16 protein-coding genes and 1 pseudogene are annotated in these 12981 nt (G+C 56.0%); 11 read left to right on the top strand and 6 right to left on the bottom strand.

Annotated features, from left to right (window positions below):
• The 7 genes and pseudogenes from porA (MVO87_RS04760) to MVO87_RS04730 all read left to right on the top strand — a co-directional run.
• Positions 1 to 465, top strand: a pseudogene (gene porA / locus MVO87_RS04760) (pyruvate ferredoxin oxidoreductase); the annotation flags it as partial.
• A 5-nt stretch (positions 466 to 470) separates the two neighbouring features.
• Positions 471 to 1406 (top strand): 3-methyl-2-oxobutanoate dehydrogenase subunit beta, encoded by a 936-nt coding sequence (locus MVO87_RS04755; protein WP_297516351.1) that lies wholly within the window; start codon positions 471 to 473, stop codon positions 1404 to 1406.
• A 73-nt stretch (positions 1407 to 1479) separates the two neighbouring features.
• On the top strand, positions 1480 to 1797 hold the full coding sequence (gene porD / locus MVO87_RS04750) for a pyruvate synthase subunit PorD (RefSeq protein ID WP_297516354.1): 318 nt from the start codon (positions 1480 to 1482) through the stop codon (positions 1795 to 1797).
• An 11-nt stretch (positions 1798 to 1808) separates the two neighbouring features.
• Complete coding sequence (porA, locus tag MVO87_RS04745; RefSeq protein WP_297516349.1) at positions 1809 to 2993, top strand: pyruvate synthase subunit PorA; 1185 nt, start codon at positions 1809 to 1811, stop codon at positions 2991 to 2993.
• 10 nt (positions 2994 to 3003) lie between these two features.
• Positions 3004 to 3999 (top strand): pyruvate synthase subunit PorB, encoded by a 996-nt coding sequence (gene porB / locus MVO87_RS04740; RefSeq protein ID WP_297516353.1) that lies wholly within the window; start codon positions 3004 to 3006, stop codon positions 3997 to 3999.
• Between the two features lie 107 nt (positions 4000 to 4106).
• Entirely contained in the window at positions 4107 to 5000 is an 894-nt protein-coding gene (locus MVO87_RS04735) for an Mrp/NBP35 family ATP-binding protein (protein WP_297552374.1), read from the top strand.
• A gap of 129 nt (positions 5001 to 5129) precedes the next feature.
• Positions 5130 to 6488 carry a hypothetical protein gene (locus MVO87_RS04730; protein WP_297513802.1) on the top strand — a complete coding sequence of 453 codons (1359 nt, stop codon included), beginning with the start codon at positions 5130 to 5132 and terminating at the stop codon, positions 6486 to 6488.
• Here the strand turns inward: MVO87_RS04730 and MVO87_RS04725 are convergent.
• The 4 genes from MVO87_RS04725 to MVO87_RS04710 all read right to left on the bottom strand — a co-directional run bounded on the left by MVO87_RS04725 (position 6475) and on the right by MVO87_RS04710 (position 9158).
• Positions 6475 to 7206, bottom strand: a complete 732-nt coding sequence (locus tag MVO87_RS04725; protein WP_297513810.1) for a DUF2110 family protein — start codon at positions 7204 to 7206, stop codon at positions 6475 to 6477. The two genes, MVO87_RS04730 and MVO87_RS04725, sit on opposite strands and share 14 nt — an antisense overlap.
• Before the next feature lie 42 nt (positions 7207 to 7248).
• Positions 7249 to 7788 (bottom strand): transcription factor E, encoded by a 540-nt coding sequence (gene tfe / locus MVO87_RS04720; protein WP_297513800.1) that lies wholly within the window; start codon positions 7786 to 7788, stop codon positions 7249 to 7251.
• 126 nt (positions 7789 to 7914) lie between these two features.
• Positions 7915 to 8202, bottom strand: coding sequence for a hypothetical protein (locus MVO87_RS04715; RefSeq protein ID WP_042692357.1), 288 nt, complete (start codon positions 8200 to 8202; stop codon positions 7915 to 7917).
• An 83-nt stretch (positions 8203 to 8285) separates the two neighbouring features.
• Positions 8286 to 9158, bottom strand: coding sequence for an ADP-dependent ribose-1-phosphate kinase (locus tag MVO87_RS04710; protein ID WP_297513796.1), 873 nt, complete (start codon positions 9156 to 9158; stop codon positions 8286 to 8288).
• 106 nt (positions 9159 to 9264) lie between these two features.
• Between MVO87_RS04710 and MVO87_RS04705 the strand changes: the two genes are divergently transcribed.
• A complete protein-coding gene (locus MVO87_RS04705; protein ID WP_297513793.1) occupies positions 9265 to 9858 on the top strand; it encodes a regulator of amino acid metabolism, contains ACT domain protein in 594 nt (197 codons plus the stop codon).
• Here the strand turns inward: MVO87_RS04705 and MVO87_RS04700 are convergent.
• Positions 9842 to 10117 carry an acylphosphatase gene (locus tag MVO87_RS04700; RefSeq protein ID WP_042692365.1) on the bottom strand — a complete coding sequence of 92 codons (276 nt, stop codon included), beginning with the start codon at positions 10115 to 10117 and terminating at the stop codon, positions 9842 to 9844. The two genes, MVO87_RS04705 and MVO87_RS04700, sit on opposite strands and share 17 nt — an antisense overlap.
• A 69-nt stretch (positions 10118 to 10186) precedes the next feature.
• Here MVO87_RS04700 and cutA point away from each other — a divergent pair, with 69 nt between their 5' ends.
• Together cutA and MVO87_RS04690 are read left to right on the top strand one after the other, a co-directional pair.
• On the top strand, positions 10187 to 10501 hold the full coding sequence (cutA, locus tag MVO87_RS04695; protein WP_297513789.1) for a divalent-cation tolerance protein CutA: 315 nt from the start codon (positions 10187 to 10189) through the stop codon (positions 10499 to 10501).
• On the top strand, positions 10498 to 11085 hold the full coding sequence (locus MVO87_RS04690; RefSeq protein WP_297513787.1) for an endonuclease dU: 588 nt from the start codon (positions 10498 to 10500) through the stop codon (positions 11083 to 11085). Before cutA ends, MVO87_RS04690 begins: the two co-directional genes overlap by 4 nt.
• Before the next feature lie 89 nt (positions 11086 to 11174).
• On the opposite strand, the gene MVO87_RS04685 is transcribed toward MVO87_RS04690, so the two are convergent.
• The gene (locus MVO87_RS04685) at positions 11175 to 12011 is read right to left on the bottom strand and encodes a universal stress protein (protein WP_297513785.1); all 837 of its coding nucleotides are present in this window, start codon (positions 12009 to 12011) and stop codon (positions 11175 to 11177) included.
• Positions 12012 to 12117: 106 nt separating this feature from the next.
• Between MVO87_RS04685 and MVO87_RS04680 the strand changes: the two genes are divergently transcribed.
• On the top strand, positions 12118 to 12981 hold an 864-nt coding region (locus MVO87_RS04680; RefSeq protein ID WP_297552376.1), incomplete at its 3' end, for a glycine cleavage system aminomethyltransferase GcvT.

Below are 12981 nucleotides of genomic sequence, written 5' to 3'. Positions count from 1 at the left end.
GGTAAGGAGTTCGGCGAGCGCTTCGGCAGGGACTACAGCGAGATGATTGAGAAGGGCTACGTTGACGATGCCGACTTCGTCTTCATGGGCATGGGCTCCCTCATGGGAACCGTCAAGGAGGCCGTCGAGCTCCTCAGGAAGGAGGGCTACAAGGTCGGCTACGCGAAAGTTAGATGGTTCAGGCCGTTCCCGAAGGAGGAACTCCTTGAGATAGCCGAGAGCGTTAAGGGTATAGCCGTCCTTGACAGGAACTTCTCCTTCGGCCAGGAAGGTATACTCTTCAACGAGGCGAAGGGCGTTCTCTACAACACCGACGCCAGGCCGATAATCAAGAACTACATCGTTGGACTCGGTGGCAGGGACTTCACAGTTCCGGACGTCAAGGCCATAGCCGAGGACATGAAGAATGTTATCGAGGCAGGAAAGCTCGATAGAGAGGTTGAGTGGTACCACCTCAAGAGGTGAGAACGATGGAGATTCCCGAGAACGTTAAGAAGAGGTTAAGCATCCCCGCCGAGGAGCACTTCTTTGCCGGCCACACGGCCTGCCAGGGCTGTGGCGCCTCGCTCGGAATAAGGTACGTCCTCAAGGCCTACGGCAGGAAGACCATCTTCGTCATCCCAGCGTGCTGTTCAACTATCATAGCCGGCCCCTGGCCATACACCGCGCTTGACGCTAACCTCTTCCACACCGCCTTCGAGACCACAGGTGCGGTCATAAGCGGCATCGAGGCCGCTCTGAAGGCGAGGGGAATAAAGGTCAAGGGCGAAGATGGGGTAATGGTCGTCGGCTGGGCCGGCGACGGTGGAACGGCTGACATAGGCCTTCAGGCGTTGAGCGGCTTCCTCGAGAGGGGCCACGACGCGGTCTACATAATGTACGACAACGAGGCTTACATGAACACTGGAATTCAGCGTTCGAGCTCGACCCCTTACGGAGCCTGGACCACCAACACGCCTGGAGGGAAGAGGCACTTCCTTGAGAAGAGGCACAAGAAGAAGGTCATCGACATCGTCATAGCTCACGAGGTTCCCTACGCGGCCACTGCGAGCGTCGCCTTCCCTGAGGACTTCATAAGGAAGCTCAAGAAGGCCAGAAAGATACCGGGACCGAGTTTCATCCAGCTGTTCAGCCCGTGTCCGACGGGCTGGCGCTCGCCGACCGACAAGAGCATCGAGATTGCTCGTCTCGCCGTCCAGACCGCCTACTTCCCGCTCTTCGAGTACGAGAACGGCAAGTACAAGATAAACATGCCCTCACCCAAGAAGGAGCCGAAGCCAATTGAGGAGTTCCTCAAGCTCCAGGGCAGGTTCAAGTACATGACCAAGGAGGACATCGAGAACCTCCAGAGCTGGGTGCTTCGCGAGTGGGAGAAGCTCAAGAAGCTCGCCGAGGTCTTTGGCTGAGCCTTTCCTTTTCCAACTTTGGGTTTCCATAAGGTTTAAGTTTCCATCTGACAACTCACCAGAGGTGATACATATGGCTGAGAGCCCGTTTAAGGCCGACATAGAGAGGGTTCAGAAGGAGTATAGCGAAAAGATGACGCCGGGAGCGATTGCCTACATCCCGGGGAGTAGCGTAATCAACAAGACTGGTTCCTGGCGTGTCTTCATGCCCGAGTTCTACAGGGACAAGTGCGTTCGCTGCTACCTCTGCTACATCTACTGCCCGGAGCCGGCTATCTACCTCGACGAGGAGAACTACCCGGTCTTCGACTACGACTACTGTAAGGGTTGTGGAATCTGCGCGAACGAGTGCCCGACCGATGCTATAGTTATGGTTAGGGAGACCAAGTGAGGTGGTGAAAGATGCCGATTAGGACGGTTATGAAAGCCAACGAGGCGGCCGCCTGGGCCGCGAAGCTTGCCAAGCCGAAGGTCATAGCGGCCTTCCCGATTACACCGTCAACCCTCGTTCCCGAGAAAATCAGTGAGTTCGTCGCCAACGGCGAGCTCGACGCTGAGTTCATTAAGGTCGAGAGCGAGCACTCGGCCATTTCAGCCTGCGTTGGTGCCTCAGCGGCAGGCGTCAGAACCTTCACCGCGACCGCTTCCCAGGGTCTGGCTCTGATGCACGAGGTGCTCTTCATCGCCGCTGGAATGCGCCTTCCGATAGTCATGGCCATTGGAAACCGCTCTCTTAGCGCTCCGATTAACATCTGGAACGACTGGCAGGACAGCATAAGCGAGCGCGACACCGGCTGGCTCCAGTTCTACGCCGAAAACAACCAGGAGGCCCTCGATTTAATCCTGATAGCCTACAAGGTTGCCGAGGACGAGCGCGTTCTCCTCCCGGCGATGGTTGGCTTCGACGCGTTCATCCTCACCCACACCGTCGAGCCCGTCGAGATTCCTGACCAGGAGCTCGTTGACGAGTTCCTCGGCGAGTACGAGCCCAAGCACGCCTACGTTGACCCGAAGAGGCCCATAACCCAGGGTACTCTTGCCTTCCCGGCCCACTACATGGAGGCCCGCTACACCGTCTGGGAGGCCAACGAGAACGCGAGGAAGGTCATAGATGAAGCCTTTGCCGAGTTCGAGAAGAAGTTCGGTAGGAAGTACCAGAAGATTGAGGAGTATAGGACTGACGACGCAGAGATAATCTTCGTCACGATGGGCTCACTCGCCGGAACCGTCAAGGAGTACGTTGACCACCTCCGCGAGAAGGGCATAAAGGTCGGAGCCGCGAAGCTCACCGTTTACCGCCCGTTCCCGATTGAGGAAGTCCGCGCTTTGGCTAAGAAGGCGAAAGTTCTTGCGCTCCTCGAGAAGAACGTCACTTTCAGCGTTGGAGGAGCCCTCTTCCAGGACTTCAGCAGGGCTCTGATAAACGAGAAGGAGAAGCCGATTATCATCGATTACATCCTCGGTCTCGGTGGCAGGGACGTCACGTTCCAGAACCTCGACGAGGCCCTCGCGATTGCGCAGAAGGCCCTCAATGGAGAGGAGTTTGAGGAGGTCAACTGGATAGGCCTCAGGAAGGAGATACTGTGAGGTGATGAAGATGGTCGTTAGGAAGCCCCCGATTACAACTCGCGAGTACTGGGCACCGGGCCACGCCGCCTGTGCCGGCTGTGGCTGTGCCACCGCTCTTAAGCTCGCCACCAAGGCCTTCAGCGAGGCTATGGAGGAGAAGTACGGTGACCCGAACGCCTTCGCCATAGCTCAGGCCACGGGATGTATGGAGGTCGTTTCGGCGGTCTTCCCCTACACCGCCTGGAAGGTTCCATGGGTGCACGTAGCCTTTGAGAACGCGGCCGCCGCCGCGAGCGGTATCGAGGCCGCCTGGAAGAAGAAGGGACTCAAGGGTAAGATACTCGCAATAGGCGGTGACGGTGGTACTGCCGACATAGGCCTTCAGGCCCTCAGCGGTATGCTCGAGAGGAGACACAACGTCGTCTACCTGATGTACGACAACGAGGCCTACATGAACACGGGAATTCAGCGCTCAAGCTCAACCCCCTACGGAGCCTGGACGACCACCTCACCTCCCGGCAAGTACTCCATCGGTGAGGACAAGCCCAAGAAGTGGGTCGCCCTCATCGCCGCCGCCCACCAGATACCCTACGTCGCCACCGCGAGCATAGGCAACCCCTTCGACTTCGTCAGGAAGATGAAGAAGGCCGCCAAGGTTGACGGCCCTGCCTTCGTCCAGGTTCACTGTACCTGTCCGACCGGATGGAAGAGCCCGCTCGAGAAGGGCGTTGAAATAGCCAGGCTCGCCATCGAGACCGGTGTCTGGCCACTCTTCGAGATTGAGAACGGCGACTTCCACAACATCAAGATACAGAGCCCAGGAGGAGGCGCGAAGGTCAAGCGCGAGGGAGGCAAAGTAGTTGCCATCGAGTTCAAGAAGCCCATAGAGGAGTACCTCAAGCTCCAGGGCAGGTTCAAGCACCTCTTCAAGCAGCCAGAGGCAATTGACCAGCTCCGCGAGCAGATAAAGGCCATGTGGAAGGTCCTCGGCGTCGAGGTCACCCTCCCGAAGCCGGAGGAGTGAGCGTTTTCCTTCTTCCTCTCTTTTCTCTACCCATGTTTGGGTAATTCTGTTAAGTTTTGGGACAAAGGTTTTTAAGTTCACAGAACTATTCCCGTCGGTGGTGTAAGATGACGATCAAGACTCCAACGCTCAACGTCGGAGGTCTCGGTGCGGATCCCCTCACCGAGAGGATAAAGGAGAAACAGAAGAAGTGGAAGTACAAGATAGCGGTTCTCAGCGGTAAGGGTGGCGTTGGAAAGAGCACCGTCGCGGTGAACCTCGCGGCCGCGCTCGCGAAGAAGGGCTACTACGTTGGCCTGCTCGATGCCGACATACACGGACCGAACGTCGCCAAGATGCTGGGCGTTGAGAAGGCCGATGTTTTGGCGGAGCGCATGGAAGACGGTCGCTTCGAGATGCTCCCGCCGATGGCCGACTTCATGGGTCAGATTACGCCAATCAAGGTCATGAGCATGGGCTTCCTCGTCCCCGAGGACCAGCCGGTAATCTGGCGTGGCGCCCTCGTCACCAAGGCCATCAAACAGCTCCTCGGCGACGTCAAGTGGGGCGAGCTCGACTTCATGATAATCGACTTCCCGCCCGGAACGGGCGACGAAATCCTCACCGTCGTCCAGAACGTCCAGCTCGATGCCGCTGTCATCGTTACGACCCCCCAGGAGGTTGCCCTGCTCGACACGGGCAAGGCCGTTAACATGATGAAGAAGATGGAGGTTCCATACATAGCCGTCATCGAGAACATGAGCTACCTCATCTGCCCGCACTGTGGAAACGAGATTGACCTCTTCGGCAAGGGCGGGGGCAAGAAGCTCGCCGAGAAGGAGGGCGTTGACTTCCTCGGTGAGGTTCCGATAGACCTCAAGGCGAGGGAGGCAAGCGACGCAGGCATTCCAATAGTCCTCTACGGAGACACCCCCGCCGCTAAGGCTTTTATGGAGCTCGCCGATAAGCTCGTGAAGAAGCTCGAGGAGCTCAAGGGCGAGGAGGAGCAGAAAACCGAGTGATTTTTAACTCCCTCTACTCATTCTTTTTAAGGCGCGGCTCAGGCCGGCGGGAGCCGTTGCGATGGGGCCGCGCTGGACCAGGCTACGTTAAGCTTTTTAACCCCTTCCCCTACCTATCCCGGGGAGAGGATGAGAAGGGCTTTGGCTTTGATTTTGCTCCTCCTGCTCGTTTCACCGCTCGTTTCGGCCGGTGGGGTTAGCTATTATCCGGATAAAGAAAGTTTCGAGAACTTTTTACACTCCAACACCACTTATCGCGTCGTTCCTGGCAGGGACTACTGGGCAAAGGGCTGGGCCCGCTACGTTGACGCCAAGCTCGGTGAAGTCCTGGAGCACGGGAACGGCACGCTCGTTCTCGTCGGAAACGTCTACGAGAACCCTGAGATGAAGAGGCTTTGGAACCTGACGGGCCTTCCCGAGAGTGTTTCTCTTTCCCCTATGATAATCGTCGTCAACAACACCCTCTTCGTCACAGGAAGCAATGACAACATTTACCTCACCCACAACGCCTTCTCGGAGATTTGGGCTCCCTCCCGAAGTGCCCTCGGTGTCTTTGCGATTCTAGCGTTTGTTATAGTGCTCTTTTTTGGACTGAGTTTAAGGAAGGACCGGAGCTACTCCGCCAGGTTCTTCCTTCTCGGTGCGTCCATAATCCTCGTCTGGTTTACCCTCTCGGAAACACCCGTTCTGCCGGGCAACTTCCTTGAGTTCTTCTCCCGGGCCCTGTCCGTTTCCGCGGGTGCAGTTCCATCCTCCCCGCTGTTGGCCCTCGTTGGGCACCTCCTCTCCATGGTTTCCCCCACGGACGAGAACCTTTGGTTGGCCCACTGGCTTTTCCTTCTAATCTTGACCGGGCTCTTCTTCTACGTTGCCCCTAAGCATGAGAGGGCTCTCGGCTTCATATCCTTCGGGCTCGTTTTCTCGGCACCGCTCTTCCGCTCCCAGGTTGCCACGGTTGGAACCGCCCTGCCCGGACTCGTTTTGACTTTACTCTCAATTTCGATAGCCACAAACTCCTCTTTCGTCCCCGGTTCGCGGAGAACCCTGGAGATACTGGCACTGGCCGGCGCCACGCTCCTCGCGTCCATCTTCAACCCGTACCTTCTGCTCTTTCCCCTCTTCTTCGCCCTGACGTACCCTGGCAGGAAGCTCAGGAACTCTTCTTACCTCGTCTTCGTGTGGGCAGGCTTCTGGGCCCTGTGCAGGGTTTACGGCTTCGACTGGCTGTCGAAGTGGATGAGCTTTCAGCCCCATCCTGGCTTCGTCGAGAACTTCATCCTCCAATCCCTCTTAGGGCTCGCCATAGTGGTCTACGCCCTGTTAACCGGGCTGAGAAGAATAAGGTGGAGGGGCCCGACGGCCTTCATAACAATTTCAACGCTGGCATTCCTTCTGATTGCCCCATTCGTGGGCGGGTTCTTCCCCTACGCTCTGACCCTTGTTTCGATACTCGCCGTCAGGCTCGTTCACTCCGTCATTCAAACTTGATTGCCCCGAAGACGGCCCCCTTGAGGTGTGGGCCGATTGCCTTGATGATTCCTGGGGCCTGGGTTCCCTTCTTGAGGACGAGGAGCGTCTCCATCAGGCCGAGCTCTTCCATCCTTTTGACGTCCCTGCCGTGGCCCGTCTTGATGAGAGCCTCCTCGACCTTCTCGCTTATCGTCCCCGTTATGAAGAGCTTGTCATAACCGTCGCTCAGCCAGCCCTTGATTGTCTTTAACTGTCCCTCACTGAAAGCTAACTCCACTTCCCTGGCTCCGAACTCGACGTTTGTCACTTCAACCTCAACGGGCAGGTTGTCCACCCAGCCGAACTCGCGAATCATCTGCCTTACCGGCATGTCCCCGAAGGTTTTCTTGAGGTAGTAGAGCGGAATCAGCGCGTCCTTGGGCTTCGGCTTGAAGATTCCAATGTCAACGTAGGCGCCGTAGCCGACCTTGCCGAGGTCTATGAAGCGTCCCCTGTAGGTCTTTCCGACTTCAACGTTCTTGAGGCTGTGGGGAACCTCGCCGAACTCTTCTCTAACGAGGTTCGCGCTGATTTCCTCGTCCTCACCGCTGAGGCTGACCTTGACCCAGTTCTTGGTCGTTGCCGATAGCTTCCACTCGACCTCCAAATCCCCTAAAAGGGAGCGGAGCTTCCTGTGGAGCTTGTCAAAACCACTCCTGTCCCCGTAAACCTTCTCAAGAATAACCACTTCTTCCATCTTCACCATCCCCGAAGTTCATTAAGAGGCCATTCCGCTTATTTAACCGCTCTTTTTCTTCCTCGGCTTCTTCCTGAGGCCGAGCTCGATTTCGAGTTCCTCTATGCGCTTCTTGAGCTCCTCGACAATTCGACTGTTGTCGTACTGCATGAGCATCTTTCCGCATATCGGGCACTGGAACTCGTACTCCATTGCTTCGTCGAAGGTGAGCCTCGGATGGCCCTCCTCACCGCACCAGTAGTAAATCTCGCTGGTCTCTTCATCGAGCATCTCCTTGAGCCTCTTAAGCTCGGCCATCTTTCGGGCCTTTATTATCTCGGGCAGCCTCTTGGTCTCAAGGCGCCAGTAGTAGTAATACCATCCCGTCTCTGGGTCGCGGATTCTCTTGAAATCTGCCAGTCCCTGGTCGTTGAGCTTGTAGAGAATCCTCCTGACAGTGTTAACCCTTATTCCAGTTTTTTCGGCAATCTCTTCATCAGTTGCTTCCTTCATCTTTTCGAGAGCTTTGACTACCTCAACGGCCTCCTCACCGCCTATGTCCATTGCGATTTCGATGAGCTCCTTGTTCTTCCGTCTTGCCACTGGGACGACCTCCACACGATTTGATTAACGGTCACCTAAACGGATAGACCCCAATAGAAATATTGGGTGCGGGGATATATATAAGTTTCCTGTCAAAACGACAACTATAATGAACAGAAAAGGACGTTAGTCGTTGAAGTACTCGTTGAGGAGTTCCTTCGCGGACGGCTTGTAGAGCTCGAGAACCTCAATATCCTCGATGACGTTACCCTCACGGAGCTTGAGCTTTACTTTGCCCCCGTAAACCTGAAGGTCGTCGAGCATGCCGTAGATGGCGTCCTCTGCCTCCAGGGGGCTCTTGAACTTCATTATGTATTCCTCACCCTCGGGAAGGATGAGCTTGACCCAGTACTCGTTCTTCCTCTTGAAGGGCCTTGTTATCTTTGGCTTGAAGTTGTCAATCACTATTTCCAAAGGGCTCACCTCCGCTCTTCCGGCTCCCTAACCTTTTTTGAAACCCGAATTTTTAAGGTTTTCCGAGGATTAAACGGTTCCGTTCACCACGGCAAATCAAGGTTCAGTTTCCTTGACAGTTTGACCACCTCATCGAGCGGAACTATCGCGCTCCTCGCGCCTACCTTTTGGACGGTGAGATACGCCAGGAGCATGCCGAGCTTTGCCGAATCCCTGAGCGACCATCCCCTGAGGATTCCGTAGATTACGCCCGCGTCGAAGGAGTCCCCAGCTCCCGTGCTGTCAACGACCTTCGCGCTCAGCCCGCGAACCTCGAAGGTTTCATCCCCCTCGCGAACTATCGCCCCGCCACCGTTGAGCGTTATTATGAGGTTCTTGGCGTTGCTGAGAGAAGTGTCAAGCGAGCCGTACTTCCGCCTGTACTCGTCCTCGTTCATGAGGAGGTAGTCAACCATGCCCTCCACTTCCCTTGGCAGGGTTGCCTCTCCGATATCGACCGAGATGGGAATCCCGCTGGCGTTGGCGAAGCGGACTGCCTCCTCGATGAGCTCAGGCGGATTGGATGAGAGGTGCAGGAACCTGGCTTTCTTTGCGTACTCGGGCTTGAACTTCCTGAGAGAGTTGGCTCCAAGGTGCTTGACTATCCTCTTGTCGTCCCCGTGAACCATCGCAACGGCAACTCCCGATGGAACGTCAACGACGTCTATTCCCGAGGTGTCGACGCCGAGCCTCTCGAAGTACCTCAGGTGGGCCTCACCTATCTCGTCCTTTCCCACGGCGCCGATGAATCCCGTCTTGAGACCAAAGGTCGCGAGCCAGCTTATCGTGTTTCCAGCCGCACCGCCGAGGCCGAAGTGGGCCTCCCTGGAGACGACCTTCTCGTGGAACTCGGGAAAGCGGTCGAGCAGGAAGATTATGTCGTAGTTGAGGTTTCCCATGCCGATTACGTCGAACATTCCACCACCTCCTAAATTCCCAATACGGTGTTGGGCGTTATAACTCTTGCCGGGGAAAGATTTAAATATCCATTTCTACCCAGGTATGAGTAAGAGGTGAACAAAGATGATGCTCATACTTGAGGCCTACTTCAAGAACTATCCCGCCAGGAGGAAGGTCGCCGAGTTCCTCTTTGAGAACGGCCTGAGCGTGAGGAACGGTAAAATCTACCTCAAGAACGTTGAGATTCCGATAAGCGAGCTCGCCAGGGCGATAGGCGTCAACAGGAAGATAATCTACCACACAATCGAGTACATCGAGAAGACCTACCCACTCAAACTCATCTTCGAGCGCCTCAACCCGCTCCCCAGCTTGATAGACGTCGCCCCGCTCATGGGCTGGGAAGTGCTCGAGATTGACGTTGAAAAGGAGGACTATCAGGGAGCCTTTGCCGAAGTTATGCGGATTCTCGCGGAGAGCAACGTCCCGGTTATGGAGGTCTTTGGCAGGAACCTGAGGGAGGAAACGAGTAAGATATTCATCGTCATCGACGGAACGCTTCCCGTCGAGACCTTCGCGAGAATAAAGGACATCCACGGCTTCCAGAGGCTCATACTCCACACGCCGGAGAAGGAGAAGGAAAAGCTGGTCTGCAACTACTGTGAAGTCAAGTACTGCCCCAAGAGGGTTCTCCTTGAGGCCATCAGCCAACGACTTTGAAGCCCTCCAGTCCCTCCGGTTCTTCCCATTTAACCTCGACGCGTGTTACCCTCGCCAGTGGCGGCCCCTGGTGGGCCCATCCGATTAGAGCTTCTACCCTCTCTTCTTCGCCCTCTACGACTGCCTCGACGCTACCGTCGGGCAGGTTCCTGACCCACCCGCTTACACCGAGCTTCTTCGCTTCCCGCTGCATGCTCCAGCGGAAGCCGACCCCCTGAACGCGCCCGTATATCCTAAGGTGCGCCCTAACCTTCCTCATACACCATCCCGTTTCGGTTTCTCCACAAGGGATTTAAGCTTTACTTGCCTACTCTCCTTGGGGTGTCCTATGGAGGCGATATTCGTTTACACGACGTTTCCTGACTGGGAGAGCACCAGAAAGGTCGTCAGGGAGCTCCTCGAGAGGAAGCTCATAGTCTGCGCCAACATGCGGGAGCATGAGGCTATGTACTGGTGGGAGGGGAAGATAGAGGAGGGCAAAGAAATCGGCGTTCTCCTCAAGACCGAGGTGAGCAGATGGAAGGCCTTGAGGGACGCGCTGAGGGAGCTCCACCCCTACGAGGTCCCGCTGATAGCGAGGATTGACCTCGACAAGCTCAACAGGGAGTACTCGGAGTGGATGGCGAGGGTGCTGTTTGGATGATTCGCAAGGTGAAGCCCGAGATAAGGGTCGTTGGCTTCGACGACGGGACGTTCTCCTTTTCTTCCAAGCTCGAAAGGAGAAAGACGGTTCTCTTCGGGGTCGTCATGAAGGGCTCGAAGGATGTTGTCGGGGCCGTTTCAAGGTGGATAACCGTTGACGGAACCGACGCTACCGAGAAGCTGATTGATGCCGTAAACAGGTCCCGCTTCAAGGATTTGCGGGTTGTTATGCTCAAGGGGATAACCTACGGGGGCTTCAACGTCGTTGACCTCGAAAGACTTCACCGCGAGACTGGTCTTCCGGTAATCGTCCTCGTGAGGAAGAGGCCCGATTTAAACGCGATGGAGCTCGCGCTGAGGAAGCACTTTCCGGACTGGAAGGAGAGGGTTGAACTCCTGAGGAAGGCTCCCCCGCTCTTCGAGATGATTCCAGGGAAGCTCTACGTCCAGGCACTCGGCGTTTCTCCTGGTGTGGCCTTCGAGGTCGTTAGGATAACTACGAAGACCGGCCTGATTCCGGAACCGCTGAGGCTCGCCCACATAATGGCGAGCGCCTTCATGAGGGGAGAAAGCACGAAGGAGTAGCTTTATAAGGCCGGAAAAATAGGGAAGGACAGCCGATGATGGCAACAGGGTAGCTACCGAGTTGATGAGGAAGCCGTTCCAGTCTGAGGCTATTCGCACGGGACAAGGAGGACGGGGAGCTTCGAGTCCCGCATGACCCTCTCTGCCGTGCTACCGAGTATCAAATCCTTGAGAACGCTCCTGCCTTTCTTGCCGATGACTATGAGCGTCGCTCCCTTCGCCAGTGCCGTCCCTATTATCGCCTGGCTGGCGGTTCCGACCATAACTTCCAGTTCGAAGTCGGCTTTGACCCCTTTGGCCGTCTTCTCGAGGTTCTTCTTGGCTATCTCGATGTTGTGTTCCAGCTCGTCAACTTTGCCGTAGTCAACCGAGTGCAGAAGTATTCCCCGCTCTATGAGCTCCTCGAACTTCCGGACTGTCTTGACTATCTTGATTGAGCACTTCGAGAAGTCCACCGCTACTAAGGGCCTCCTGAAGAGCTCGGAGCAGTCAACGGCCAGCTCGTAGGAGTCGTCCTTCTTGACGTACTTGAGCAGGAGGACCGGCCTCCTGGTGGCCCTCGCGAGGTTCGAGGCTGTGCTCCCCATGAACATCTGCCTCCATATGTTCTCGCCGACGCTCGGCGTCACGACGAGGTCAACATTGGCCTCCTCGCTCGCCTCCGCTATCTCAAGCGACGGGATTCCCACCCTCACGTCGGCCTTGGCATTGATTCCCTTCTTTCTCAGCTCCTCGGCGAGCTTTTCAAGCTTCTCGCGGTAGATTTCTTCAAGCTCGAACGCCTCGAGTTCCGCGACGGTTATGTCAATGACGTGGAGGAGGTAGAGTTCCTTGGCACCGAGCTCGAAGAGTTTAGGGATGCAGTGCCTGAGGGCGTGGAGCGATATGTCGGAGAAGTCGGTAGGATAGAGGATTCTCTCAAACATTTTGGTTCACCCAAGTATAATTCTGTTCGTCAATGTTTATTATCGTTGCGATGGGCCCTTTGGAAAGTGTTATAACGTTCAGGTCCAAGTTTGAGCGGTGATTGCCATGGTCAAAAGGGTGCACCTATTCGACTGGCATAAGGAGCACGCCAAGAAAATCGAGGAGTTTGCTGGTTGGGAGATGCCAATCTGGTATTCGAGCATAAAGGAGGAGCACTTGGCTGTTAGAAACGGCGTAGGCATCTTCGACGTCTCCCACATGGGCGAGTTCATCTTCCGCGGTAAGGACGCGCTGGAGTTCCTCCAGTACGTCACAACCAACGACATAAGCAAGCCCCCCGCGATAAGCGGAACCTATACTCTGGTTCTCAACGAGCGCGGAGCTGTTAAGGACGAGACCCTCGTCTTCAACCTCGGGAACGACACCTACATGATGGTCTGCGACAGCGACGCCTTCGAGAAGCTCGAGGCATGGTTCAACGCTATAAAGCGGGGAATCGAGAAGTTCGGCGAGCTTGACCTTGAGATTGAGAACAAGACCTACGACATGGCAATGTTCTCCGTTCAGGGCCCGAAGGCGAGAGACCTTGCCAAAGACCTCTTCGGCATAGACATCAACGACCTCTGGTGGTTCCAGGCCAAGGAAGTTGAACTCGACGGAATCAGGATGCTCCTCTCAAGGAGTGGTTACACCGGCGAGAACGGCTTTGAGGTCTACTTCGAGGACTCCAATCCATACCACCCTAACCCCGAGAAGAGGGGTAAACCGGAGAAGGCCCTCCACGTCTGGGAGAGAATCCTTGAGGAGGGCGAGAAGTACGGCATAAGGCCAGCCGGACTCGGCGCTCGTGACACGCTCAGGCTTGAGGCCGGCTACACGCTCTACGGCAACGAGACGAAAGAGTTACAGCTCCTCAGCACGGACATTGATGAAGTCACCCCGCTCCAGGCCAACCTCGACTTCGCGATA

The organism is Thermococcus sp. (assembly GCF_027063845.1).
GTDB lineage: Archaea > Methanobacteriota_B > Thermococci > Thermococcales > Thermococcaceae > Thermococcus.
Note: the sequence above shows the minus strand (reverse complement) of the source record. Positions and strands in the feature narration are given on the sequence as shown.

Excerpts from the sequence above, each read along its gene's own strand:
- MVO87_RS04685 (WP_297513785.1), bottom strand. The coding sequence starts at position 12,011 with ATGTTTGAGAGAATCCTCTATCCTACCGACTTCTCCGACATATCGCTC.
- cutA (WP_297513789.1), top strand. The coding sequence starts at position 10,187 with ATGGAGGCGATATTCGTTTACACGACGTTTCCTGACTGGGAGAGCACC.
- porD (WP_297516354.1), top strand. The coding sequence starts at position 1,480 with ATGGCTGAGAGCCCGTTTAAGGCCGACATAGAGAGGGTTCAGAAGGAG.
- MVO87_RS04705 (WP_297513793.1), top strand. The coding sequence starts at position 9,265 with ATGATGCTCATACTTGAGGCCTACTTCAAGAACTATCCCGCCAGGAGG.
- porA (WP_297516349.1), top strand. The coding sequence starts at position 1,809 with ATGCCGATTAGGACGGTTATGAAAGCCAACGAGGCGGCCGCCTGGGCC.
- MVO87_RS04735 (WP_297552374.1), top strand. The coding sequence starts at position 4,107 with ATGACGATCAAGACTCCAACGCTCAACGTCGGAGGTCTCGGTGCGGAT.
- MVO87_RS04725 (WP_297513810.1), bottom strand. The coding sequence starts at position 7,206 with ATGGAAGAAGTGGTTATTCTTGAGAAGGTTTACGGGGACAGGAGTGGT.
- MVO87_RS04690 (WP_297513787.1), top strand. The coding sequence starts at position 10,498 with ATGATTCGCAAGGTGAAGCCCGAGATAAGGGTCGTTGGCTTCGACGAC.
- MVO87_RS04710 (WP_297513796.1), bottom strand. The coding sequence starts at position 9,158 with ATGTTCGACGTAATCGGCATGGGAAACCTCAACTACGACATAATCTTC.
- porB (WP_297516353.1), top strand. The coding sequence starts at position 3,004 with ATGGTCGTTAGGAAGCCCCCGATTACAACTCGCGAGTACTGGGCACCG.
- MVO87_RS04700 (WP_042692365.1), bottom strand. The coding sequence starts at position 10,117 with ATGAGGAAGGTTAGGGCGCACCTTAGGATATACGGGCGCGTTCAGGGG.
- MVO87_RS04755 (WP_297516351.1), top strand. The coding sequence starts at position 471 with ATGGAGATTCCCGAGAACGTTAAGAAGAGGTTAAGCATCCCCGCCGAG.
- MVO87_RS04730 (WP_297513802.1), top strand. The coding sequence starts at position 5,130 with ATGAGAAGGGCTTTGGCTTTGATTTTGCTCCTCCTGCTCGTTTCACCG.